At 72.3% G+C, this 23,047-nt stretch carries 19 protein-coding genes; 15 read left to right on the plus strand and 4 right to left on the minus strand.

Translation table 11 applies throughout. From position 1 onward, the window contains the following. Positions 1 to 103 precede the first annotated feature (103 nt). From AMPC_RS08785 to AMPC_RS08800, 4 genes are read left to right on the plus strand one after another with little or no spacing between them, the layout of a single operon-like run. Positions 104 to 3,307, plus strand: a complete 3,204-nt coding sequence (locus AMPC_RS08785) for a PD-(D/E)XK nuclease family protein (protein WP_248345769.1) — start codon at positions 104 to 106, stop codon at positions 3,305 to 3,307. Next, the gene (locus tag AMPC_RS08790; RefSeq protein WP_248345770.1) at positions 3,304 to 6,675 is read left to right on the plus strand and encodes a UvrD-helicase domain-containing protein; all 3,372 of its coding nucleotides are present in this window, start codon (positions 3,304 to 3,306) and stop codon (positions 6,673 to 6,675) included. The genes AMPC_RS08785 and AMPC_RS08790 overlap by 4 nt, the downstream gene beginning before the upstream one ends. Then, a complete protein-coding gene (locus AMPC_RS08795) occupies positions 6,666 to 7,484 on the plus strand; it encodes a hypothetical protein (RefSeq protein ID WP_248345771.1) in 819 nt (272 codons plus the stop codon). Before AMPC_RS08790 ends, AMPC_RS08795 begins: the two co-directional genes overlap by 10 nt. Beyond that, on the plus strand, positions 7,481 to 7,963 hold the full coding sequence (locus tag AMPC_RS08800; protein WP_248345772.1) for a hypothetical protein: 483 nt from the start codon (positions 7,481 to 7,483) through the stop codon (positions 7,961 to 7,963). The genes AMPC_RS08795 and AMPC_RS08800 overlap by 4 nt, the downstream gene beginning before the upstream one ends. 161 nt (positions 7,964 to 8,124) lie before the next feature. Here AMPC_RS08800 and AMPC_RS08805 read toward each other — a convergent pair whose 3' ends face one another. The 3 genes from AMPC_RS08805 to AMPC_RS08815 form a co-directional block, all read right to left on the minus strand. Beyond that, on the minus strand, positions 8,125 to 9,564 hold the full coding sequence (locus AMPC_RS08805) for a vWA domain-containing protein (protein ID WP_248345773.1): 1,440 nt from the start codon (positions 9,562 to 9,564) through the stop codon (positions 8,125 to 8,127). Positions 9,565 to 9,677: 113 nt separating this feature from the next. Beyond that, the gene (locus AMPC_RS08810; protein WP_248345774.1) at positions 9,678 to 10,511 is read right to left on the minus strand and encodes a zincin-like metallopeptidase domain-containing protein; all 834 of its coding nucleotides are present in this window, start codon (positions 10,509 to 10,511) and stop codon (positions 9,678 to 9,680) included. A gap of 31 nt (positions 10,512 to 10,542) precedes the next feature. Further along, positions 10,543 to 10,884 (minus strand): hypothetical protein, encoded by a 342-nt coding sequence (locus AMPC_RS08815; protein ID WP_248345775.1) that lies wholly within the window; start codon positions 10,882 to 10,884, stop codon positions 10,543 to 10,545. A gap of 136 nt (positions 10,885 to 11,020) precedes the next feature. Here AMPC_RS08815 and AMPC_RS08820 point away from each other — a divergent pair, with 136 nt between their 5' ends. Then, on the plus strand, positions 11,021 to 12,067 hold the full coding sequence (locus tag AMPC_RS08820; RefSeq protein ID WP_248345776.1) for an ADP-ribosylglycohydrolase family protein: 1,047 nt from the start codon (positions 11,021 to 11,023) through the stop codon (positions 12,065 to 12,067). Positions 12,068 to 12,088: 21 nt separating this feature from the next. Here the strand turns inward: AMPC_RS08820 and AMPC_RS08825 are convergent, their stop codons facing one another. Continuing rightward, positions 12,089 to 14,221 (minus strand): AAA family ATPase, encoded by a 2,133-nt coding sequence (locus tag AMPC_RS08825; protein ID WP_248345777.1) that lies wholly within the window; start codon positions 14,219 to 14,221, stop codon positions 12,089 to 12,091. A 95-nt stretch (positions 14,222 to 14,316) separates the two neighbouring features. On the opposite strand from AMPC_RS08825, the gene AMPC_RS08830 reads away from it, so the two are divergent. The 10 genes from AMPC_RS08830 to AMPC_RS08875 all read left to right on the plus strand — a co-directional run bounded on the left by AMPC_RS08830 (position 14,317) and on the right by AMPC_RS08875 (position 22,957). Further along, a complete protein-coding gene (locus AMPC_RS08830; RefSeq protein ID WP_248345778.1) occupies positions 14,317 to 15,948 on the plus strand; it encodes a nuclease-related domain-containing DEAD/DEAH box helicase in 1,632 nt (543 codons plus the stop codon). Positions 15,949 to 15,990: 42 nt separating this feature from the next. Next, positions 15,991 to 16,662, plus strand: a complete 672-nt coding sequence (locus AMPC_RS08835; protein ID WP_248345779.1) for a pepsin/retropepsin-like aspartic protease family protein — start codon at positions 15,991 to 15,993, stop codon at positions 16,660 to 16,662. A 154-nt stretch (positions 16,663 to 16,816) separates the two neighbouring features. Next, the gene (locus AMPC_RS08840; RefSeq protein WP_248345780.1) at positions 16,817 to 17,485 is read left to right on the plus strand and encodes a hypothetical protein; all 669 of its coding nucleotides are present in this window, start codon (positions 16,817 to 16,819) and stop codon (positions 17,483 to 17,485) included. Positions 17,486 to 17,581: 96 nt separating this feature from the next. Continuing rightward, positions 17,582 to 18,202, plus strand: coding sequence for a hypothetical protein (locus AMPC_RS08845; protein ID WP_248345781.1), 621 nt, complete (start codon positions 17,582 to 17,584; stop codon positions 18,200 to 18,202). A 127-nt stretch (positions 18,203 to 18,329) separates the two neighbouring features. Beyond that, a complete protein-coding gene (locus AMPC_RS08850) occupies positions 18,330 to 18,521 on the plus strand; it encodes a hypothetical protein (protein WP_248345782.1) in 192 nt (63 codons plus the stop codon). Beyond that, positions 18,518 to 19,669: a methionine adenosyltransferase gene (gene metK / locus AMPC_RS08855; protein WP_248345783.1), complete on the plus strand. Its 1,152-nt coding sequence runs from the start codon at positions 18,518 to 18,520 to the stop codon at positions 19,667 to 19,669. Before AMPC_RS08850 ends, metK begins: the two co-directional genes overlap by 4 nt. 10 nt (positions 19,670 to 19,679) lie before the next feature. Beyond that, positions 19,680 to 20,198 carry a hypothetical protein gene (locus AMPC_RS08860; RefSeq protein ID WP_248345784.1) on the plus strand — a complete coding sequence of 173 codons (519 nt, stop codon included), beginning with the start codon at positions 19,680 to 19,682 and terminating at the stop codon, positions 20,196 to 20,198. A gap of 114 nt (positions 20,199 to 20,312) precedes the next feature. Continuing rightward, positions 20,313 to 20,915, plus strand: a complete 603-nt coding sequence (locus AMPC_RS08865; RefSeq protein WP_248345785.1) for a helix-turn-helix transcriptional regulator — start codon at positions 20,313 to 20,315, stop codon at positions 20,913 to 20,915. Between the two features lie 120 nt (positions 20,916 to 21,035). Then, the gene (locus AMPC_RS08870) at positions 21,036 to 21,980 is read left to right on the plus strand and encodes a helix-turn-helix transcriptional regulator (protein ID WP_248345786.1); all 945 of its coding nucleotides are present in this window, start codon (positions 21,036 to 21,038) and stop codon (positions 21,978 to 21,980) included. After that, positions 21,977 to 22,957, plus strand: coding sequence for a helix-turn-helix transcriptional regulator (locus tag AMPC_RS08875; RefSeq protein ID WP_248345787.1), 981 nt, complete (start codon positions 21,977 to 21,979; stop codon positions 22,955 to 22,957). The genes AMPC_RS08870 and AMPC_RS08875 overlap by 4 nt, the downstream gene beginning before the upstream one ends. The last annotated feature ends 90 nt before the right edge of the window (positions 22,958 to 23,047 follow it).

Raw genomic sequence — 23,047 nt, forward strand, 5'->3', positions numbered from 1 at the left:
CTCGGAGCAGGACACGCCGCCACGACCCGTCCCAAGTGAGCGCCACCACGTCTATTTCTGGCTGCCGTACTCCACGTCCGCCCCCCTGCTAGCATGGCGTTCCATGCCCGCGCTCGTCCTTCGCTCCCTCGCCGATCTGGCCAACGCCGTTGCGGCGCTCCCCGTCGCCGGCCCCCTGCCCGTCCGCACGGTCCTGGTCTCTTCGGAGCGCCAGGCCCACGCCCTGCGGCGAGCGCTGGTTGAGTCGGGGCGCGAGGGGGTGCTGGCCGGCACCCGCTTCACCTCGGCGGTCGCGCTGGCGGAGGAGGTGCTGCACGGCGCGGGCACCCGCTTCCAGCCGGGAGAGGATGGCCTGCGCGGCGCGCGGCTCCTCACCCTCTTCGACGACCCGCCCCCGCTCGAGTACTTCGACCCCGAGCTCCTGCGGAGCCGGCCGGGTTGGGACGAGGCCTTCGCGCGCACGCTCTCGGACCTAGAAGGCGCGGGGCTCCGGCCGGACACTTTGCCGGTGGACCGACCCCAGTGGCGGGACGTGGCGGCCATATGGAGGCGGCTCGAGGAGACTGCGGGAACGAGCTTCACGGCGGCCCGCATCCTCGCCGAGGCCGCAGCGGTCCTGCGGCGTGGTGGCGCAGCGCCGGAAGGTCCCGCGCTCGCCGTGGTGACGGGGCACGAGCGGGCAGTCCACGGGGCCTTCCTGCGCGCGCTACCGGGCGCGGCCCTGGGGATCTGGGCGGTGCGGCCGCTGACCGACAGGTTCCTGCAGCGGGTGGAGGCGCTGTACGGCGAGCAGGCGCGGAGAGCGCTGGAGCTCTCACCCCCTTCCCCGGCTGGCGCGCCCTCCCACGAGCTCGACCTCCTCCAGCGCCACCTCTTCGGCTCCGCCGCGGACCTCGCCGACCCGTCGCGCCCCCGCAGTACGGGGCCGGACGGCACGGTGCACCTCGAGGAACACGCCGGGGTCGAGGCGGAGGTGGAGGCGGCGGTGGACTGGGTGGCGCGACAGGTGCTGGAGCACGGCACCGCACTGCAGGAGGTCGCCGTCCTCACGGCGCAGCCCGGACCTGTGACGGCACTCCTCGCCGCGCGCATCGCCCGGTTGCCCTTCCCGGGCGGACCGCTCCCGGTGTACGTCGCGGGCGGCATCTCGACCACGGCCACTGCCGCCGGCGCGCGGCTCCTCGCGCTCCTGCAGGCGCTCGCAGGCTGGCTGCCGGCCGAGGCAGTCGCGGCGGTCCTGCCGTCACTCCGGGCCGAGCAGGATGGGAGCAATCACCTCTCGCACGCCGAGGCGATCCGGGTCGCCTTCGCGCTCGGCACCGCTGGAGGCAACGCCGCCCACCCGCAGGGCGCGCTCGAGTGGCCGGTGCGCGCCGCGGCGCGGGAGGCGGAGCTCGAGACGGCGCTTGCGGCCGCGGAGGAGAACGCGCAACGCGTCGGGGGACCAGCGGTCAGGGAGGTGCGGGAGATCCAGGCGCTCCTCGCCCTCGTCCGCGCGGCCCGTCCTGCCCTCGAGGCGCTCGGAGGACTGGCGCGGCTCGTCTACAAGGGCGCCCCGATCGGAGCGCTCCTCGACGCCCTCGAGACCTTCGCCGGCAACTTCCTGCTCGAGCCGGGCACCGGCCCCAAGGTCTCGCAGCTCCTCGCGGACTCGTTCGACGCCGCCCGCAGCGACCTCCTCGCGAAGACCCTCCGCGGCCCGGACGCGCTCCGGCTCATCGAGGACCGGCTCCGCGGACTCTCCCTCGCCCAGGGGCGCTTCGGCGCGCCGGCGGTCTTCGTGGGCACGGTTGCCGAGGCGGCCGGCCTCGAGTTCGCGGCGGTGCGCGTGGTCGGCCTCTGCGAGGGCGCCCTCCCCTCCGCCGTGCGCCAGGATCCGGTGCTCCCGGACGCGCTCCGCCACGGCGCGGCGCCGCTCTTGCCGCTCGCCGAAGACCGCGCCCTGGCGCAGCTGCACGGGCTCGCCCGGGTGGTGGCCGGCACGCGGAGCGCCCTCGCGCTCTCCGCTCCCCGCACCGGGCTCGACCGCGGCGAGCGCGAGCCGGCGTCGATCTTCGTCGAGGCGGGCGCGGCGCTGGCGCGCCCGAACGCCGCCACCGGAGCGCGCGGCGCGCTCGTGCCGGGCCTGAAGGCCCTCCGCCGCGACGCCTTCCGGCCCGCCCGCGCCGACGCGGCCGGCTTCCGCGAGGTCCATCCGGTCGTCGCCCGCGCCTGGCTCGAGCGCGCCGCGGCAGAGGGCGAGCTGCACCCCTCCTGGCGGGACGAGCCCGCCCTCGACCTCGGGCGGGTGGCCGCGCTCTCCGACCTGGAAGCGCCGCCCGGTCCGGCCGATGGGCTCCTGGGCGAGAGCGGCGCGGCGCCGGTCATGCCGGGCCTCACCCCGGAGAAGCCCATCTCGGCCTCGGCGCTCGGCCAGCTCCTCGGCTGCCCCCGGCGCTTCCTCTACGGGCGCGTCCTCCACCTCGACGACCCTGCCGCCGCGCCCTCGATGAACGAGCTCGACGCGCTCACCTACGGCACCCTCTTCCACGGCGTGATGGAGGCCTTCTTCTGCGCCCACGGCGCGGCGTTCGCGGCGAGAGGGAAGAGCCTGGAGCGCTGGCAGGAGGTGGCGGGCGAGCTCGCCGACGCGCACCTCGACGCGCTCCTCTCCGAGGTGCCGCTCGCCGGCGAGGGTATCCGCGAAAAGGAGCGGAACCGGCTGCGGGACGACGTGCGCTCGTTCCTGGCCTACGACCGGGAGGGCGCCCAGGGCCGCGCCTTCGTCGACGTGGAGCGCCCCTTCGGCTACGACGCGCCCCTGGCACTCCCGGCCGGCGAGCGCACGCTCTACGTCCGCGGCTGCATCGACCGGCTCGACGTCCAGGATGGAGTCACCCTGCTCCGCGACCTCAAGACCGGCAAGCCGCACCCGCGCACCGGCGACGAGGCCGGGCCCACGGCGGTGCGCGACGTCCAGCTGGCGCTCTACGCGCTCGTGACGAAGCAGCTCGCGAGGAAGTGGGGCCTGCCTGGGAAGGTCCAGGCGGCCTACGCCTACGCAGCCGACCGCGGCGAGCGGGAGCGCGCCTTCCGCGAGGACGTGAAGGCGCTCACCGACGCCGGCAAGGGGTGGCTGTCGCTCGCGGCCAAGCTGCTCGCCACGCGCACCTTCCCCGCCACCACCAACTCCAAAGGCTGCACCTTCTGCGGGTTCAAACCGCTCTGCGGCGGCGAGGCGCCGGAGCGCTCGGGCCGTATCCTGGGCCAGGCCAACGGGCCAGCGGCCGCCTTCTACGCGCTCGAGAACGGAACGGATCAGCCATGAGCAGGAAGCTTCCCCCCGACCACGAGGCTCGCCGCCGCATCGTCGAGGAGCGCGCCAGGAACGTGCTCGTCGGCGCTGGCGCCGGCACCGGCAAGACCACCACCATCGTGGAGCGGCTGGCCGGGATGGTCGCGCCCGCGGACGACGGGCCGGCGCTGCCGCTGGAGCGGATCGCCGCCATCACCTTCACCCGCAAGGCGGCCGGGGAGCTGCGGCTCCGGCTGCGCGAGGAGATCCTCACCCGGCTGGCGACGGCGGACCTCTCCGCCACCCGCCGCGAACGGCTCTCCCGCGCCGCCGCCGCGTTCGACACCGCAGCGGTGGGGACCATCCACTCCTTCGCCGATCGGCTGCTCCGGCTGCGGCCGGTCGAGGCTCGCCTCTCGCCCTCCTACTCGTTGGTGGAGGACGGCGACGCGCTGGTCGAGGAGACCTGCCGGGTCCTGCTGCACGCGGCGCAGGCGCGGACGCTGGCGCAGGAACTGGCGGGCCACGAGGCGCTCTGCGACGCCGCTCGCGCGGAGGAGGCCCAGGAGTCGATCCGGGCGGCGCTCGACGCCGGCCTGCCGGTGGACTCGAAGGAGTACGAGTTCGCCACCAAGAACGGCCTGTGGGCGCTCTTCGCGGGCTTCATCGCCCAGCGCGACGTCCCGCCGCCGGAAGCGCCGCCGGCGAAATTCCAGGCTGCCCGGATCCGCGCGCTGGTGGAGGAGTTCCAGGAATGGACCCGCGGCGTCGGCGATGGCACGCCGGGCGGCAAGTGGCTCCGCCGGACCGCGAAGCGGCTCGACAAGCTCGACGTGGGGGCTGGCCCGGCGACGGTCCTCCACGAGCTGCAGTCGATCGAGCGCTCCGAGCCCGAGAAGATGCGGAAGACGGTCGAGTTCAAGGGCGACCCGGCGGCCTACCGAGCCTGGCAGGCCTGGGCCGGCGACACGACCCAGCACCCGGCGCGTGAGCGGCCGCTGCGCGACGACCTCGCCGCCCCGGCGCAGCGGTGGCTCGCCACCCGCCTCGTCCGCACCTTCCCGGCGGTGATCGCCGCCTACGAGAAGGTGAAGGCGCGCCACCGGGCGGTGGACCAGCTCGACCTCCTGCTCCGGCTGCGCGACCTCCTGCGCGACGACCGGGCGGTCCGCACCGAGTACCAGGCGCTCTTCGACCACCTCTTCGTGGACGAGTTCCAGGACACCGACCCCTTGCAGGCGGAGATCGTCCTCTACCTCTGCGAGGACGGCGCCCGCGCCGCTGCCTGGCAGGAGGTGGCGGTGAAGCCGGGCAAGCTCACGCTGGTCGGCGACCCGAAGCAGTCGATCTACCGGTTCCGGCGCGCCGACATCGCGGTTTACGACGCGGTGCGCGAGCAGGTGAAGCGCGGGCCGTGCCTCGAGGAGGCGCTCTCCGCCAACTTCCGCAGCGAGCCCGCACTCATCTCCTTCTTCAACGACCGCTTCGACGAGGTACTGGGGAAGGCTGAGGCCGGAGAGCCGGTCTTCGATCCGGCCGCGGGAACCGTCAAGAACGAGCGGCTCCTGGCCGGGCTCGACGGGCACCCGGGACCCGTGGTGACGGTGCTCCCCTACCAGTCGGCGGACGGCAAGACGCAGTCGGACCGGGAGCAGGAAGGCCGCGCCCTGGCGGCGTGGCTGCGGTCGATGGTCGGCGAGGGCGAGGTGGAGATCACCGATCCCTCCACCGGTGCCCGGCGCCCCGCAGGCTACGGTGACGTGGCGGTGCTGGCGCGCTCCACCTGGCACCTGGGGCTCCTCTTCGCGCCGCTCGACGAGCTCGGGGTCCCCTACTCCGCCCGCGGCGGCACGCTCTTCCTGGAAGACCCGCTCCACCGGCAGTTCCTGCTCGCGCTGCGCGCGCTCGCCGACCGGGACGACGGCGTGGCCGTGGCGGCGCTGCTCCGGCCGCCATTCTTCGCCCTCGACCTGGGCGACCTGGTGGCGCAGCGGGCGGCGGCGCCCGAAGCAGACGGCGACGAGCGGGTGACCCGGGCCCGCGCGGCGCAGGCGTTCGTGTCGGCGTTGCGGCGCGAGCGGCACGCGCGCCCCGCCGGCGACACCGCGCGCGACCTCCTGGAGCGGACCGCCTTCGGCCGGACGGCGGCGCTGGGGCCGAACGGGGCGCAGCGGCTGGAGCGGCTGAGGGAGCTCTGCCTGGAGCTGGAGCGGCTCTCCGCCGAGGAGGGGCTCGACTTCGACGCGGCCACCCTGCGGCTGCGCGAGTGGGCGGTGGAGCCGGTGGGCTTCGATCCACCGCGGCCGGTGGCGACCGAGGCGGTGCAGGTGATGAGCATCCACCAGGCGAAGGGGCTCGAGTTCCCGGTGGTGATCCTGTGGGACGGGCGCGACGAGCTGCAGCCCAAGAAGAAGGGCACCGCCCAGGCCTGGACGGTGGACCGCGAGGGCGAGAGCTGGGCACTCGGGCTCGACGGCCTGGACTGGGAGGAACCGGCCGACGCAGGCGTGCTCGAGCGCGAGCAGAAGTACCTCGACGCCGAGCGGAGGCGGCTCGTCTACGTGGCCGCGACCCGGGCGCGCGACCGGCTCCTGCTGCCGGTACCGGCGGCGAGCCCGCCCACGCGCGTGACGGCGTGCCTCGCCGCGGGCGAGGGGCCGCCGGAGGTGCTCGAGACCTTCGGGCCCGACGCGAAGCCAGCCTGGGCCAAGGCGGCGGTGCCGCCCACGCCGAAGAAGCAGCGCGCCGCGATGAAGCTGGCGCGCGAGGTGGAGGAGGCGTGGAGCAAGGCGGCCGCGGCCGCCGGGGAGCCCCGGCTCGCGCCGGCGGGAGTGTCCGCGGAGGCGCACGCGGCGTGGGAGCCGGCGAGCGCCGCGGAAGCTGACCCCGCTGCCGAGCCCGCGCCTCCCCGGAAGTACCGCCCCGGCCGCTTCGGCAACGTCTTCGGCGACACGGTGCACCGGGCCATCGGCGTGGCTCTCCGTCAGCCGGCGCTCGCTCCCGGGGCGGCGGTGGAGCGTGCCCGTACCGAGACCGGTCTCGAAGAGCACCTCGATGAAGCGGCCGACGACGTGGAGCGCGCCCTCGCGGCGCTCACCGCGGCTGGCCTGCGCCGCCCGCCCGGCAACGACCTCCGGCTCGAGTACCCGGTCGCTGCCGCGGCCGGCAAGAAACTCCTCGCGGGTTACGTCGACCTGCTCTCGGCCGCGGACGGCGCGCTCGAGGTGATCGACTTCAAGACCGACCAGCCGCCCGAGGGCGACGTACAGGATAGCCACCCGGACTACGTGGCCCAGGTCCGGCGGTACGGTGAGATCCTGGCCCAACTCGGGCTCTCCCAGGGCCGGACGGTGCGCTGCGGCCTGCTCTTCACGGCGGACGGGGGGCTTAGATGGACGTGACGAAAGGGAACCCGACCTGGGCCTTTCTGCGGCGGTTCCGCGTTGAGACCGAGGCATCGTGGCGATCCCTGCATCACTGGATCACTTCAGCGACGGCCGCTCTCGAGGACATTCAACGAGAGTTGGACGAGCTCGAGCGACGGTGGGCCGAGGCGCTTGCTCCGCTGGACGAAGTGTCCGCGATCGACTGGCGCAACTTCCGGCCTCTTCGCCTCGGTCGCGAGGAAGCCTGGAGCGACTGGCTCGCTCACCTGCTGGAGCAATCGGCGACCGGCGAGCTTGCACGATGTTTCTTGGGAACCGAGTTTGCGGTTGCCGATACCCGACGTCCCAACGTACTGCGCGAGGTTCGTACGGCGAACGGCGAACGGCGGGCCGATCTCGTCATCGAATGGAAGTCGGGTGAAGTCCTGCACATCGAGGTCAAGACCGGCGATCAGGATTTCGACAAGACCTTCGAGACGGCCGACCTGCTCAGCGCAAAGTACGGAAGCGGCCGAACATGGACTGATGCCATCTTGCTTCCACCCGAGGACGAGGGCCGCTGGCATCAGGCCGCAGAGAAAGTCGCAAACCCGCGCCAGATACGGACGTTGACCTGGCGCGGCGTTGCAGTGGGCGCACGGCGAGCGCTCCTAGAGAGTAAGGAGTCCACCTCCTGGCGCGCTTGGGCCCAGTCCTTCTGCGGCGCCGTCGAGCAGAGAATCTTGGGCTGTCAGCCGGCAGACTTTCGAGGGAGTCAGCACGGCCTCGCGCGGCGCGCGGCAGTTGTGTTGCAACTTGACCTGCTGAGGGAGGCTAGCAAGTGACTACGAACCGAGATTTCGTCAGCGAAGGCCTCACTGCCTATCCAGAGGCGAGACTTGCGGCAGCGACCTTCGAGATGGAGCTTCTGGAGCGAATCCGCCAATTTCTATCAACTTACAATTGGGGCCCTTTCACACCCGGAAGTCAGCGGTCCGAAGCCAGCGGCAACCTGAAGAATGGCTGGTGGATCTGCATGACACAGCCTTTGAAACTGGGCCGAGATGCCGCGATCATCGACGTTGGCTACTGGTGGAACGGTCCGGGAGCGCCCTACCCTGCGCTCATCTACTCGGCCTTCCACAAAGAGCCGGAGCAGCTCCTTGCGTTCCAGTATGACAACTCGGAACCGTCGGTGCGCAGCTTCTCCTGCTTCGACAAGACGTTCCTGACTTCACCGATGCCGAGCGACCTGGAACCGGGATCAATGCTGAGTGTCCAGGTCGGGAAGCTCATGGAAGTCTTGAAGAAGTCGCACCTTTGAGCTCCAGGAGCACTCGGGCTCGCGCGAGGCCGCACGGTTCGCTGCGGGCTCCTCTTCACCGCCGATGGCGGGATGCGCTGGGTCTGAGCCGCCTGGCCCTGGTCACATGAAACGAGGGCGGCGCGCCCCCGCAAGGCCGCGCGCCCTCCCCCCTCCAACGCCTACCAGCGCTTCGACTTCTTCCGCGTGAGCGAGCCGCGCGACCGCTTGCCCGCGGCCGGCGCGCTCCCCGTCTTGCCGCTCGCCGCCTTCGCCTTCGGCGCGCCGAACGACTCCGACATCACCTCCTGCGCGGAGGTGGTGGTCTCGAGGCCCGACTGACGCAGGACCGTGCAGGCGTCCTCGTCGAACATCCCCGCCACGCTCCGGCTCATGCCCTTGCGCATGCTGGCGCGGAAGGCGGTGCTCCCGGCGTAGGCGTCCTGGTCCTCGAGCCTGTCCATGATCATGCCGCAGGCGCGAGCCACCGCGTCGCGGCCGCGCCCCCGCAGCGAGCAGAGCAGCGTCCCGAGCACCTCCCGCGCGCCGGCGAAGTCGCCGCGCTGCGCGCGCTCCTCGGCCTCGATCTGCGCCCGGACGAGCTGCGCCAGCGCCACCAACTCGTCCACCGTCGGCGTGGCCGCGAGCTGCTCCTCCCCCGCCGCCACCCTGTCCACCTCCAGGGCGATCTCGAACCGCTCGCTCCGCGTCCGGCCGGAGTCGCCGTCCACCACCCGGTAGCTCCCCTCGACGAGCGCCACCGGGGTCCGCCCCGGCGCCGCTCGCTGGCCGAGCTGGAGGCCGAGGACGAGATGGCGCGCCTCCTCCGAGAGGAGGTCGGGCACGCTGATCTGGACCGCTCCCCCATCCACCTCGTGCGACTCCACGTCGGAGACCACGCTGGTGAGCCGCGTCCCCTCGGCTGGCCGGATCACGAGCTCGAGATCACGCGCGTAAGTCGAGAGGAGGCCGCCGAGCTCGCGCGCGAAGGCGGTGAGGGCATCCTCCGGGCTCTTCACGAAGGCGTAGTTGCCCTTCCCCTTGGTGGAGAGGTCGCGCAGGAGCTCCTGGTCCGCGTCCGCGCCGTACCCGAAGGCCGACACGGTCGCCTGGCCGAGGTTGCCTTCGAGCAGGTGGAGCAGGTCCGTCGACTTGGTCGCCACGCCGACGTTGGCGAGCCCGTCGGTGAACATGATCACCCGCCGCACCATGCCAGGCGGCAGGGCGAGCTCGTTCGCGAGCCGGAGCCCCTCGAACAGGCCTCCCGCGAAGTTGGTCGAGCCCTGGGGCCCGAGCTGGCCGATGGCTGCCTGGAGCGGCGCCTTGGCGTCGGGGCTCATCGCCGCCGGGGCCGCCACCACCCGCACCTCGTCGGTGAAGGTGACCACGCCGCAGAAGTCGCCGGGCGCGAGGTGCTCGACGAGCTTCATCACCGACTGCTTGGCGTAGTGCAGCTTCTCCCCGGACATCGAGCCGGAGACATCGATCACCGGAATGACGCAGACGGCGGGCCGGCGCGCCTGCCAGTCGATGGCGGGCGCCTCCAGCGTGACGGCGAGGTGGAGGTCCTGGGGCTGGTCGTGGCGGAGCTTCTCGTGGGTGAAGCGGGCGGTGGTCTTCATGCGCTCTGGTCTACGCGTCGGACGGACACGCCCTGGCACTTCACTTCCAGGACAGCCACAGCAACCATCCAATCAGGGCCAAGAGACTCAAGAAGGCCGATAGCGCCCACAGACTATCGTTTGGAATCCGGGCTCGCGGCATTGCTTGGAGCTCCCTCCTTGTCCATGGCGCAAAGGATTGTCTTCGCTGCGCGCTGGACCCTGCCCATGGAGCGCAGCACCCCGGCGCCGTCACCGCCTTGCCAGGCGATGTAGGTGGGCGAGGGAGCCCGCACCCCCAGCACGGCGCAGACGACCCAGGCGGTCGCGTCGGCCTCCGTCTCGCGCTCGGCGTGGCTCCTGCGCGGGGGTGGCCGCTTGGCCGCCAGCGCTCGCCGCCGCTCCTCCTGGTGCAGGATCTCGTGCGCGAGCTCGTGTGCCAGGGCGCGCAGACGCATGCGGCCCGAGAGGCCTGGCTCGATCTCGATCCGGCCGCCACAGGACCGGGCGAGGCTGTCTCCGCCGCCGCGCACGGTGACGACCTCGATGCCGAGCCTGGCCGCGGCCCGCTCCATCCGGCGGGCCTGGCGGCTCGGCCCACGAAGGTCGAGGCTGAGGCGTGGCACTTTCCGTCCGCGCGTCTGACGCACGTCCCACACAGACACGAGGGTGTAGGCAGCGCCCCGACGAACCGGCGCGAACACGCCGATGGGCCGCTCGCCGTCCTGCACGCGGCGGCCCAGCGACTCCCAGATGCGCCTTCCCGCGACGAGGGATGCGTCGCGCCGCTGCAGGAGGATGCAGAACTGGTTGAAGGGCGAGTAGCGCCAGAAGCGCGACATCGCGTCGAGCGCGGCGAGGAAGCCCGCGTCGCGCTTGACCGCATCCACCTCGGCGGCGAGCCGGGTCAGGTTGTCCCGCAGCGCCTGCCGGAGGCGCCTGCCGTCGAGCCGAGTCAGGTCGTCCATCCGCGCCTCCTCGCCGGGACCCCGGCGCTCGCTACTTCTCGTCCACGAAGAGGGTGCCCGCCGGCTTGCCGGCCTCGCACGTGCCGATCCGCCAGCGGCCGTCCGGCGACTCGTGCCAGCAGCTCCCCTCGATCACGGGCAGGTCGCCTGGGCAGGGCAGCGCGTGCCTGGCGCCGTCCCTAGCCCTCTGCTCCTGCTCCAGCACTTGGGCCGCCGTCGGCAGCGCGCGAGGAGGAGCGGCCTCGCAGCGCAGGTGAGCCGGACAGGGCTCCGACGCGGCGGCCCTCTTCGGCAGTGGCGCAGCCACTTCCTGGGCGGTGACGCAGCCGGTGGCCACAACGAGCAGCACGCTGAGCACGGTGATTCGATTCATGGTTGGGCCCCCCCGGCCTGTAGCTGCGGCCACCCTAGACCGCCGACGGACATGCGCCGGGAGGGCGGCGTCAACTCGGAGAACGGCGCGTCCGCCCGCCGCGTACACTCCTCTTCTCAGTGGAAAGGAGGCCATCATGCCGACAACGATTCCGCCGGAGGGACCCGCGAGGTCGCGCGCCCGTGGCGCCGTGCTCGGCCTGGCGGTGGGCGACGCGCTCGGGACCACCCTCGAGTTCACCACCCCGGCGCCGTGCTCTTTTCGGGCACTCATTTCGGGACCTCACGACGAGCTGACGGGCGGCGGCCCCTTCTCGCTCGAGGCGGGCCAGATCACCGACGACACCCAGATGGCCAGCTGCCTCGCCCTCTCGCTGCGAGAGCGGCGCGGCTTCGACGCCGACGACGTCGCGTCCCGCTACCTGGCCTGGAGGGATCACGCCTTCGACATCGGGAGCCAGACCAGCGCGGCGCTCGCGGCCATCGCCAACGGGACCCGCCCCGCCGACGCAGGCCGCGAGGTCTGGCAGGGCCGTCACCCTCGCCCGGCAGGGAACGGGTCGCTCATGCGCACCGCCCCGATCGGCGTGGCCTTCGCCATGGACCCGGCGGCGCGGCGCGACGCCGCCCTGCGCGACTCGGCGCTCACCCACTACGACCCGCGCTGCCTCCTCGCCTGCACGGCCTTCGACGCGGCGCTGGCGGCCGCGATCACCGGGGCAGCAGGCACCCGAGAGGAAGTTTTGGCAGCGGCGCGCGAGGAGCTCGAGCCGGCACTCCTGGCGCTGCGGGGCGCGCCCGGGCTCACCGATCAGGAGGTCCGCGAGGCCGCCGAGGCACTGGCGGGCGACCTGCACCTCGCCTCGCGCAGCGACCCGCTCCTCTACGGACCGGACCTCCACCTGCACACGCACCAAGGCTTCGTGCGCGTCGCCTTCCGGCTCGCCTTCTGGGAGCTTCTGCACGCGCCCGATTTCCGCTCGGGGCTCGTGGACGTCGTGAACCGCGGCGGCGACGCCGACACCAACGGCGCCATCGCGGGCGCGCTCCTCGGCGCATTCTTCGGAGCGGCCGCCATCCCGCGCCGCTGGACGGAGCGGGTGCTGGGCGCCCTCGAGGATCGGCCGGGGCCGCTGCGCGACCTCTACCATCCGCGGCGACTGCTGGAGCTGGTAGACGGTTGAGCGGCCGGGGCGCGGCGCCCGCTAGAACCCGATGGCACGCGGAGACGCCCGCTTCGCCGCCACCTCCGCGGCGAGCTCGGCGAGGAGCGCCTCCGGCTCGTAGCTCCCCCCCAGCACCCGCACCCGGCGCGCCACGGCGGCAAAGTCGCCGGGAGCCAGGTTCGGGAAGTGGCGCAGCTCGTACGCGACGCGGACCTGGTCCTCCGGCGCGAGCGGCCGCGCCAGCAGCGGAGCGAGCCGCGTGCGGAAGAGCAGCAGCGCCTTATCCGGGGTGAGCCATCCGAACTCCACCTTGAAGGCGAAGCGGCGCAGCGCCGCCTCGTCGAGGTCGCGGTAGAGGTTGGTGGTGCAGGCCACGAAGCCCGGGTGCCGCTCCAGCTGTTGCAGGAACTCGTTCACCAGGGTCGTCTCCCAGTGGCGCACCGCCCCCCGCCGGTCGCGCAGGAAGGAGTCCGCCTCGTCGAAGAGGAGCACGGCGTCGCTGGCCGCCGCCTCGCGGAAGGCCTGGGCCAAATTCTGCTCCGACTCGCCCAGCCACTTGCTCTCGATGTCCGACACCCGCCGCGCCACCACCCGCTGGCCCATCCGATGCGCCAGATGGTGCACGTACTCCGACTTGCCGGTGCCCGACGGGCCGTAGAGGCAGAGCGAGAGCCCGGGCCCCCCTCCGGCGCGCCACCCGGCCAGCCGGTCGGCGAGCGCGGCGAGATCGACCGAAGAGCACGCCGCCTCAACCCGGTACGCAGCCGGATCGAAGGCCCACTCCTCCCCGCCGCGGCCGCCCAGCAGCCCCACCATCGGCGAGAGCACCGCCTCGATCATGGCGCGCTCCGGCGCTCCGCCTTCCGCCACCAGCCGGGCGGCGGCCACCGCGCTCCCGATCTCGGCCGGGCTCACCGCGAAGCGGGCGGCGAGCCGGCTCACCTCGGGCTCGGGCAGCGCGCCTGCGCCGAGGTGGCGCCTCCAGACCCGCTCCCGCTGGAGCGCGCCCAGCGGCCGGAACTCGATGGCGTAGGTGAAGCGGCGCCGGAAGGCCGGATCGAAGCTGGCGTCGTTGGTGGCCCAGATGCACGGCACCGGGTTCTGCTCCAGCAGGCGAGTCATCCACTGCTTCGAGGCTCGCATCGTCCGCTCGGTGCTGAAGAAGGACGCGGGCTCGAGAAGGTCCTCCAGCTCGTCGAAAAGGAGCACGGCGTCGGTGGCGGCGAGGACCCGGTTGCCGAGCAGGAGCGAGGCGAGCCGCTCCTGGGAGGACGGCGACTGGCCGGCGCCGTCCTGGAGCCCGGCCACGTGCACCTGCGCGCCTACCGCCCGGGCGAGGAGTCGGGCCAGCTCGGTCTTCCCGGTACCGGTCGGGCCGTGGAAGAGGAGGTTCACGCCCGGCCGGCGCTGCGCCAGGGCCGCCTTGAGGAGGCGGCGCGCCACTTCCACCTCGGCCCCGAGGTGCGCGAAGTCGTCCGGCGCGAGCGTGGGCGGCGGCGCCAGCGGCAGGAAGGTAGCGAGGAGCCGGTCCCGGTCGAGCGCGGGAGTGACCACCAGCTCGAGCACCCGTGCGTCCACGACGAGCTTGTGCTCGAGATGGCCGAACTCGTCGTCGATCCTGACGATCCCCGAGGTGAGGAGCCGCCCGGCAGGCGAGAGCGACTCCGCCACCTCCGCACGGGTGAGGCCGGTGGCCACCGAGACGAGCTCGATGCAGCCGAGGCGCGACAGCGCCGGGTAGGCGTCGGTGACGTCCTCCAGGTCTGGCGAGAGCCGCTGCGCGGCCACGAACTGGAGCACCGCCCGCTCCGGGTCGGTGAGCCCGACGGTGTCGGCGAGGAGCGCCAGGTTCGCGGCCGCCGGCTCGGCGGGCGGTGGGATCTCCGCTCCCTCGCGACGGCGCCGGAACGCCTTGAGCCGCTCCCGGAACTCCTTGGCGTCCCGGGGGGCGGTGCGCTCGCGGCCGCCCTTCAGCGCCTGCGCCAGCAAGGGGTACTCCTCGGGGCTGCGGCCGGAGTTCCGCTCCAGCCGCGCGAGCAGGTTGCCGGCCAGGAGCAGGTTCCTGGCGTAGGCGACGAGCGCGCTGGCGAAGAGCTCCTGGTCGTCGCCGCCCCGCCTGCGGTTGCGGCCAGTGCGCCGCCGGATCATGTCGAAGGGGTTGTGGCCCGCCATGCGCTCGAGACTAAGCCTGCGACGGACACGCCCGGAGCGGCGGGCTGAATGCGCCGGATCATGGCGGGCTTCCCGCTTTCCCGTACCGTGGACCCATGCCACCCACGGTCCGCGTCCACCCCGCCGATACGCTCCGCCCGAGCCTGTCGCAGGCCGAGCGAGCGGTCCACGCCGCCATGAAGAGGGGGCTGCCGCCGGGCTGGACCGCCTGGCACTCGCTCCGCATCCGCACCAAGGACGGCTACCTGGGCGAGGGCGACTTCGTGCTGGCGCACCCGGAGCACGGGCTCCTGGCCCTCGAGGTGAAGGGCGGGCGCATCGAGCAGCGCGACGGCGTCTGGCGGCAGAACGGCGTGCTCATGGAGCAGTCGCCGCTCGACCAGGCGCACGGCTTCCTGAGGAAGCTCACGAAGCGGCTCTCCGACGACGGCTGCCAGGCCCCGGCCTTCGGCGCCGCGGTCTGCTTCCCCGACATCGACTTCGACCGCCCACCGACGCAGGACGACCTCGCCGGGGTGGTGATCACCGGTCGCGAGCTGCAGTGGTTCTCCGAGGCGCTGCCGCCGGTGGCGGCGCGCGCGCTCCCCGCGCCGGGCCAGGCCGTGGGCGCCTGGATCGACCGGATCCACCGCTACTGGGGCGAGTCGACCGTCTCGGCGCTCTCGCTCGGCACACGGGTGAGCGCGGTCAACGAGCAGCGCTTCGAGCTCGACCCGCTGCAGCTCCTGGCCCTCGACAACCTGCTCGCGAGCGACCGGCTCCTCGTGCAGGGCGGCGCCGGCTCGGGCAAGACGCTCCTCGCCGCCGAGGCCGCCAGGCGGGCCGCGGAGCGCGGCGAGAAGGTGCTGCTCCTCTGCTTCACCGCGCCGCTCCAGCGCTTCCTCGCGGCCCGGCTCGAGGGGACCGGCGTGGAGGTGCACACCGTCAGCGGGTTCGCGAAGCAGCTCGTGGACGCCGCCGACGGCGCGGTGCGGTTCGAGGACCCGTTCGATTCGAATTGCTGGAACGCCGCCCTGCTCCGCGCCAGCGAGGTCTGCGAGCAGCGCTGGGACACGGTGGTGGTCGACGAGGCGCAGGATCTGCAAGACGAGGCCTGGTACCTGGTGGAGGGGCTGGCGCGCGGGAAGCGGCTCTGGGGGTTCCACGACCCGGCGCAGACCTTCTGGCAGAACCGCAAGCCGCCGGCGGAGCTCTTCGGGCGCCCCTTCCTGCTCACCCGCGGACAGCGCTGCCCGCCCGGGATCCAGGATCTCGCCAATGTCTACGCCGGCGCCGCCTACGACGAGGGGGCCATCCGCAAGGCCCAGGCCGAGGGCACGCTCAAGCTCCTCCAGGCGCCGAGCGCCTCGTCGGTGCAGGACAAGGTGGGGGACGAGGTCGATCGCCTGCTCGGGGCGGGGCTCGCCCCGAGCGACATCGCCATCGTCTCCCTGCGCGGGCAGACCGCGGCAGGAACCATCTACGAGTCGGGACAGGTGGGCCGGCATTCGGTCGCCCGGGCCGACGCGCCCGACGCGGCCGAGCGGCTCGTCGCCGACAGCTTCCTGCGCTGGAAGGGGCTGGAGCGGCCGGCGGTGATCGTGGCCGACCTCCCCGACGGCGAGCTCGCACAGCGCGGCGTGCGCACCTACGTGGCGCTGACGCGGGCGCTGGTGGCGGTGCGGGTGGTGGCACCGCGGGAGAGGCTGGCGCTCGACCCGGTGCTGCGCCGCTTCCTCGAAGCCTGAGGCCGCGAGGCGCGTGTCCGTCCGGGATGTAGGAGCCATCACATGACCACTGAAACGATTCCACTCGAGTTCGAGGGCGGGCACGTTCTGCTGAACCTCGGCGGGGTTCGCACGTTCCTCGACACCGGTTCTCAGTTCAGCTTCGGAGACGTACCTTCGCTCCGGCTGCTCGGCCGGGACCACCCGATCCAGCCGGACCTGCTCGGGCAAGCGACGATCGCTTCGCTGCGAAGCGGGCTGCAGAGTCACACCCCGCTACCGAGGAGCGCCGTCTTCGATGCCCTCGTCGGTCTCGACGTACTCAGAGGGACGACGTTGGAGTTCAACTGGTCTGCCAAGGAGCTACGGGTGACGGCCTCCAGCCAGCACTCGAACGGGAGCGCCGTTCCCCACCTGCCGATGGGCACCATCGAGGTGAACGGCAAGACCGTCACTGCTGCGCTCGATACCGGCGCGTGGCGTTCGTACCTCGTGCCAGAGCTGGCCGAGGAAGTGCCCCGGACCGGCGCCTTCGAGGACTACAATCCGATCCTGGGCGTGTTGCGGCCGGAGCTGGTGCGGACCCGAACGGTCTTCCTCGGACAAGAGCAAACGCTGGACCTCGGGGTGGCACCGCCCCGCCTCGCCGAACTCATCAGGACGATGGGGGCGTCGGTGCTCGTCGGGAACGACCTGATGTCGCACGTGCCCAGGCTGACGATGGAGATCTTCTAGGCCGCTCTGAGCCGGACCCGACCGCCCCGAGGCGCGTGCTAGGGTCAGCCGCATGCCTGAGGCCGCTACTCAGAACTGGGAGGCACTCCTCCCCGCCGACAAGGGCCCGCTCCCCCTGGGCGGCCGGCTCGTCCGGACCGATCCCCGCGGCCCCGTGCCCGCGCCGATCGCCATCGTCGGCCTTTACCCCGCACTCACGCGCATGGCGAACTGGGAGCGGGCCGACGGCGTGCGAAAGCTTCCGGTGGAGGTGGAGCGCCAGAGCTTCGAGGGCTCCGCGTCGGCGAGGGAGCTCAAGGAGCAGTACTTCACGCCGCTCGGAATCGCGGGAGACCGCGCCTTCCTCATCGACCTCTACCCGTACTACCTCGCCAACGCGGCAGCGACCGGTGAGCGGGGCCGGAGCATGTGGGACAACGTGATGACGTGGCAGGAGGAGAAGAAGAGCTGCCTCGACCTCCGCTGCCGGCCGGCACCGGACGAGATGATCGACTGGTGCCGGGAGCTCGAGGGGAACGAAGCCCGGCTCGCCTACTGGTTCTCGCGCTGCCAGCCCAGGCTCATGCTCACACTGGGCGCGGAAGCGGCCGCGTTCGCGCGCGGCTTCCGGGGCGATGGAGCTGCGAGGCGGGGTCAGGAACAGCTGTACCAGGAGCCGTTCGCGTCGACTGCGTTCGGACCTGCGCCTCTGGCCGTCGTGCACTGCGCTCACCCGGGCGTGCTGATGCGGACGAAGAAGGGCGGGTGGCGGAAGACGCACGCAGACTGGTGCGCCGGGAGGGGTCGCGAGCTGGTGCGGGCGGCGCTCGACGGTCGGCCGTGACCAACTCGTAACGCGGGTTGTGCATCACGGCCTTCCAGGCCCGCCCATGTCCGTCCGCTCCGTATAACGGCTCTGTCCCCAACGAGAGGAGAGCCAATGAATCGCCTGTCCGACCCGCGCATCGAGCGGATGCTCGCCGACATGCGCCGAGCCTACGAACTCACGCAGGAGCATCAGCCGGAGGAGGGGCTCAAGCTCTATCGCGAGGTGCTCAAGCAGGCGCAGGGGCTGACCCTCGAGTCGGCCTACCTGCTCTGGTCCGTCGCGGTCGCGGCCGACTACTCGGGAGATCTAGAGATGGCCTTCACCTACGTCGTGCAAGCGGTCGAAACAGACCCGCTCACGCCCCCCTTCCGCAACTCGTTCGAGGTGATCTCGAATCGGCTCCGCGCCGCGCTCGCCGACCCCGCCCGTCCCGCCGACGACGCCTCCACGCCGCGGCTCTGCGAGCTCTTGACCCGCGCCGGAGAGGCGGACGTCGCCACCCACCTCGCCCTGGTGCGCTTCCACGCCGCCACCGGCGACACGGGGAAGGCCACCGAGCTGGTGCAGGCAGTCACCCTCCTATTCCCGGCGGCGCGGGAGGCCTGGATCTGCGCCGCCGAATTGGCGAGCGCCCGGGGCGACGCCGAAACTGCCGCCCGCTGCACCGCCGAGGCGGCGCTGCTGGAGGGCGACCCGGTCCCGTTCGCGGTGCCGGGGGTGGCGCGTGGGTAGCGACGCTCCATCGGCTCTTCTCGCCAACCCGGCGTACGACCCGTCCATGAGTGGCCTGCGTGACAGTTGGCACGCTCAGGATCCCATCGTCCGCAAAGCCATCGCCCATCTCGTCGATGATCCGCGCGTGCGACTCGACCTCTCGTACTACCTCGGCTACCTCGGCGCGCTGGAGACGCTCGCCGGGCGGGTCACCCTGCCTCTGAAGCTCCTCGACGGCGTGAGCCCGCACTCCTGCCTCGTCGCCGCCATGATCCAGTACTGCGGAGCTCGCATCTGCGATCTCGCCCCGACTACGCCGCTGAGGGAGAAAGAATGAGCTACGACCTCCGCACCAGCGAATCGGTCTCCGAGGGCCACCCGGACAAGGTGGCCGACCTCATCTCCGATACCATCCTCGACGCCGCGCTCCGAGACAACCGGCAGGCGCGCGTGGCGGTGGAGGCGCTGGTCACGCGCGGACGAGTCGTTCTGGCCGGCGAGGTCGGCGGCCTCTCGAAACCGCTCGACTACGCGGCCTTAGCCCGGGGCGCGATCCGGGAAATCGGCTACCTGGAAGGCGACTTCTCCGCCGACGAGGTCTTCGTGGAGACCTTGGTCCACGAGCAGTCGCCGGAGATCGCCGCCGCGGTCGCGGGCTCCGATGGCGAGGAGGGCGCGGGCGACCAGGGCATCATGTTCGGCTACGCCTGCAAGGAGACGCCGGAGCTGATGCCGGCGCCCATCCACTTCGCCCACCGCATCGTCGAGCGGCTCGCTTCGTTGCGCAAAGCAGGTGAGCCGCGGCTCAAGCCGGACGCGAAGTGCCAGGTCACCGTCGAATACGTGGACGGCGTTCCGCAGCGCGCCCACACGGTCGTGGTCTCGCACCAGCACGCGCCCGACTTCAAGGGGGCGCCGCTCGAGGCGCTGGTGCGCGAGGTGGTCCGGATGGTGCTGCCCCCGGGTTGGTTCGACGCCAACACGCGCCTGCTCGTGAACCCCTCCGGCTCATTCGTCCAGGGCGGGCCGGCGGTCGACACGGGACTTACCGGGCGCAAGATCATCGTGGACACCTACGGCGGGGCGGCGCCCCACGGCGGCGGCGCCTTCTCCGGCAAGGATCCGAGCAAGGTGGACCGATCGGCCGCCTACGCCGCGCGCTGGCTCGCCAAGAACGTGGTCGCCTCCGGCCTCGCCGACCGCTGCCTCATCCAGCTCGCCTATGCCATCGGGGTGGCCAAGCCGGTCGCCGTCCGGGTGGAAACCTTCGGGAGCGGACCCGAGGCCGACTGGACCATCGCCCGCGCCATCGAGCGGTGCGTGGACCTCACCCCGCGCGCCATCCGCGAGCGACTCGGCCTCGACTTCCCCAGGTACGCGCCGACCGCCGCCTACGGCCACTTCGGGCGGCGTCCAGTGTTCTGGGGGACCTTCAGCTGGGAGAAGATCGACCTCATCGACCCCCTTCTCCAGAACCTCGCCTAGGAGGTGACGCATGCGGGACGAGATCCCCGAGGTCGGCGACGGCGCGACCATTCACGACAACGGCCATTCCTACCCGGCCACAGTAGTCAGGGTCGCCTTCGAGGGGCGCGCCATCTGGCTCCAGCGCGACGCGGTGGTGGAGGAAGCGCCGGGGCAGGGCCGCTTCCTGGCCGACCCGACCGCCTTCACCTGCCGCGCCCTCCGCCAGCCGGACGGCGGCTACCGCGAGGACCACGAGAAGCGAAAGGTGGCGGTGGGGCGCCGCGAGCTCAGGTGGTCCCGCGTGTCGGTCGGTATCCCCGGCGAGCGCGGCCCCACCGAGTTCGGCGAGCTCTTCGCGAACATCGAGCCCTGGCTGCTCCGTACCCGTTGGTATCCCATGACCTACATGATGATCCCGAGCGTCCTCTCGCGCGCCGACGAGCTCATCGCCGAGATGGACGCCTACCGCGGGCCGGAGCGTGAGACGGTACAGGAGCTGCGCAGCAGGTTGGCGGCGCGACGGGACGGGTTCAAGCGGATCCCATAGCGCACCCGCGATGCAGAGATCGTCGAACGAGGGAACGTGCAGCCGCGCCGATTGGTCGACCGCTGCCCCGATACCGCGCCAAGCCCTGTCGTACTCCTGCCGTAGGCTACCGTCATGAGGACGTCGCGGACGCGATACCCGCCCGACGGGTGGGCCGAACAGGCCTCGCTGCAACCGCTGGCCCGCGCCTGTCTGAGTGGTCGATTAGCCCGCATCCGCTACCGAGCAGCCGACGGCGAGGTGACCGAGCGGGAGGTGGCGGTGCTCGGGCTGGGCTGGCGGCACGACGGCTGGCTCTTCGCGGCCTTCTGCCAGCTACGCGGGAGCTTCCGGCTCTTCCGCGCGGACCGCGTGCTGTCGGCCACGGTGACGCGGCGGCCGGCGCCCGCCACTCCCGGCCACTTCGACGCCCGCGCCTTCGCCAGTGCGGAGCTGGTCGAGCCACCCAACGCCCCTACCCGCCGCGTCGCCATACGGCTCACGCTGCCCATCGCCCAGGTCGCTGGCGCCCTCCTGCCCACGGCACTCGCGGAGCAGCTCGCCGATGGCGGGCAGCTATGCCACCTGCGCACCACCTCGCTGGAAGGGATCGCCGGCCTCGTCCTGTCGTTGGGACGATTCGCCCAGGCCACCTCACCGCCCGAGCTCCGGTCGATCGTGGAGGGCTTCTCCGCCGCCCTGGCCCGCCAGCGCGAGCGCGAGGTGCCCGAAGCGTGACGCGATGAGCCAGATCATGCCTCAGCGCCCTTCTCGGTGATACCCTCCGTCCGCATGCCTCCTCCTCCCGAGCAACGCCTGCTGTCGATCGCGACGTTCCTGCTGAGACAGGAGGAGCCGGTGAGCTGGGAGCGCATCCGAGAGGAGTTCTCCGAGGAGTACGGCGGGAGCGACGACGCGGCCGAGCGCAAGTGGTCCCGCGACAAGGACGCGCTCCGGGAGGTCGGCATCCCGGTCGAGTGCATCAAGGGGGACGGCGAGCTGAAGGACGGCTACCTCATCCGGCCCGACGCCTTCCGGCTGCGCGATCTGCGGCTCACCTCCGACGAGGCGACCACGCTCTGGACCGCCGGGCGGGCCGCCCTCATCGACGGCAACCCGTGGCGCGACCAGGTGGCCACCGCCCTCGACAAGCTGCGCGTCGCCTGCCGCGCGCTGCCGCCGTCGTCGAGCGGCCTGCCCATCCGGCACGCCACGACGCCGCGCGAGCGGTCGCGCCAGGTGCTCGCCAGGCTCGGCGCGGCGCTCAAGGGCCGCAAGCGGCTCACCCTGGACTACTTCACCGCCGCCCGGAACGAGGTCACCCGCCGCGACGTGGACCTCTACGGCTTCGCGCTGCGGCGCGGCACCTGGCTCTTCGCCGGCTTCTGCCACCTCCGCAAGGAGCGGCGCGTGTTCTACGTGGATCACGTGCGAGAGCTCACCGTGAACGCGAAGCGGCCCGCGGAGCACGACTACGAGATCCCGGGCGACTTCGACATCACCACCTACTCGAGCCAGCAGACCTGGGACTACCTCGTGCACGCGCCGCTCGAGGCGGAGGTCCGGCTGCGGGGGCCGCTCGCGCCCCTCGCCGCCCAGCTCCTCCTCGGCGCCGCCGTCACAGCGTCCGGGTCCGAGTCGCTGGCCCGGCTCAAGGTCCGCAACCTGGAGGCGCTCGTGCGTTACGTCCTGTCGCTCGGGCCCGACGCCGAGCTCGTGTCGCCGGAGGCGGGCCGGCAGCGCGCGAGAGAGATGCTCGACGGCCTCGCGGCCCGGCTCGGCAGTGAGGGGAGGCTCGCGTGAAGCTCGAACGTCTGCGGCGCCTGCTGCTCCTCATCCCGCTGGCCCGCCGCCACGGCGAGGCCGGCATCCCAGTGGCCGAGGCCCTCGCCGCGCTGGAGCTCGAGAGCGCGGAGCAGCTCTACGAGGACATCGAGCTCCTCTGCGGCGTCGGCACCCCCGACGGCAGCCCCGACGAGTTCGTCGAGGTCTACGTCGAGAACGACCGGATCCGGGTCGTCCTGCCCCAGGGGCTCACCGACCCCCCACGCTTCACCGCCGTGGAGGGCGCCGCGCTGCTGGCGGCGCTGAAGCCGCTCGCCGGAGCCGGAATCGGCCCTGTCGAGTCGGCCGCGCAGAAGCTCTCGGCCGCGATGCCCGCGCTCCAAGAGGACGAGCTCGAGCTTCGCCTCTTGCACCGGACCACCGCCATCGAGGTGCCCCCTCCCCCCGGCTTCCGCGAGCTGCTGCTGGAGGCCGTCGAGAAGCGGCTCGTGGTCGAGGTGGACTACTTCGCGCTCGCCGAGGGCGAGGCCGCGCACAAGCGGCTCGAGCCGCACGCGGTGCTGCTGAACGGGGGGCGCTGGTACCTCTCCGCCTGGAACCCCGAGAAGAGCGCCGAGCACCTGTACCGGCTCGACCGCATGAGCGCCGTGCGCGTGGGTACGCGCTGCTTCGGCGAGCACAAGGGACCGCCCATCGAGCGCTACGACGGGCTCGAGCACCTCTACATCCCCTCCGGCGCAGAGCGGGACGTCGCGGTGCGCTTCACCGGCGGCGCCGCCCCGTTGGCGCTCCAGACCTGGGGCGAGTCGGCAGTGAAGAGCGACGACGGCTCGGTCAGCGTCCGCGTCTACCTCGCCGGGCTGAACTACATCGCGTCCTGGGTCCTGGGCTACGGGGGGGAGGCGGAGGTCATGGGCCCAGCGGCGCCGCGGGAGGCGCTTGCGAAGAGAGTCGCGGAGTTGCGGGGGGTCTACTCCACGAGTCAGGCTGGCTGACGCCGGCACCGGCGCCGTGACAGGGCAGCGCGCAGTCACGCTGTCTGCGACATCGGATCACTTCCAGTTGACAGGATTGCATTCCTCGAC

Source organism: Anaeromyxobacter paludicola (assembly GCF_023169965.1).
Taxonomy (GTDB): domain Bacteria; phylum Myxococcota; class Myxococcia; order Myxococcales; family Anaeromyxobacteraceae; genus Anaeromyxobacter_B; species Anaeromyxobacter_B paludicola.

Bases quoted from the DNA above. Each gene is read 5' to 3' on its own strand.
- AMPC_RS08785 (WP_248345769.1), top strand. From the start codon at position 104: ATGCCCGCGCTCGTCCTTCGCTCCCTCGCCGATCTGGCCAACGCCGTT.
- AMPC_RS08790 (WP_248345770.1), top strand. From the start codon at position 3,304: ATGAGCAGGAAGCTTCCCCCCGACCACGAGGCTCGCCGCCGCATCGTC.
- AMPC_RS08795 (WP_248345771.1), top strand. From the start codon at position 6,666: ATGGACGTGACGAAAGGGAACCCGACCTGGGCCTTTCTGCGGCGGTTC.
- AMPC_RS08805 (WP_248345773.1), bottom strand. From the start codon at position 9,564: ATGAAGACCACCGCCCGCTTCACCCACGAGAAGCTCCGCCACGACCAG.
- AMPC_RS08810 (WP_248345774.1), bottom strand. From the start codon at position 10,511: ATGGACGACCTGACTCGGCTCGACGGCAGGCGCCTCCGGCAGGCGCTG.
- AMPC_RS08815 (WP_248345775.1), bottom strand. From the start codon at position 10,884: ATGAATCGAATCACCGTGCTCAGCGTGCTGCTCGTTGTGGCCACCGGC.
- AMPC_RS08820 (WP_248345776.1), top strand. From the start codon at position 11,021: ATGCCGACAACGATTCCGCCGGAGGGACCCGCGAGGTCGCGCGCCCGT.
- AMPC_RS08825 (WP_248345777.1), bottom strand. From the start codon at position 14,221: ATGGCGGGCCACAACCCCTTCGACATGATCCGGCGGCGCACTGGCCGC.
- AMPC_RS08830 (WP_248345778.1), top strand. From the start codon at position 14,317: ATGCCACCCACGGTCCGCGTCCACCCCGCCGATACGCTCCGCCCGAGC.
- AMPC_RS08835 (WP_248345779.1), top strand. From the start codon at position 15,991: ATGACCACTGAAACGATTCCACTCGAGTTCGAGGGCGGGCACGTTCTG.
- AMPC_RS08845 (WP_248345781.1), top strand. From the start codon at position 17,582: ATGAATCGCCTGTCCGACCCGCGCATCGAGCGGATGCTCGCCGACATG.
- metK (WP_248345783.1), top strand. From the start codon at position 18,518: ATGAGCTACGACCTCCGCACCAGCGAATCGGTCTCCGAGGGCCACCCG.
- AMPC_RS08860 (WP_248345784.1), top strand. From the start codon at position 19,680: ATGCGGGACGAGATCCCCGAGGTCGGCGACGGCGCGACCATTCACGAC.
- AMPC_RS08865 (WP_248345785.1), top strand. From the start codon at position 20,313: ATGAGGACGTCGCGGACGCGATACCCGCCCGACGGGTGGGCCGAACAG.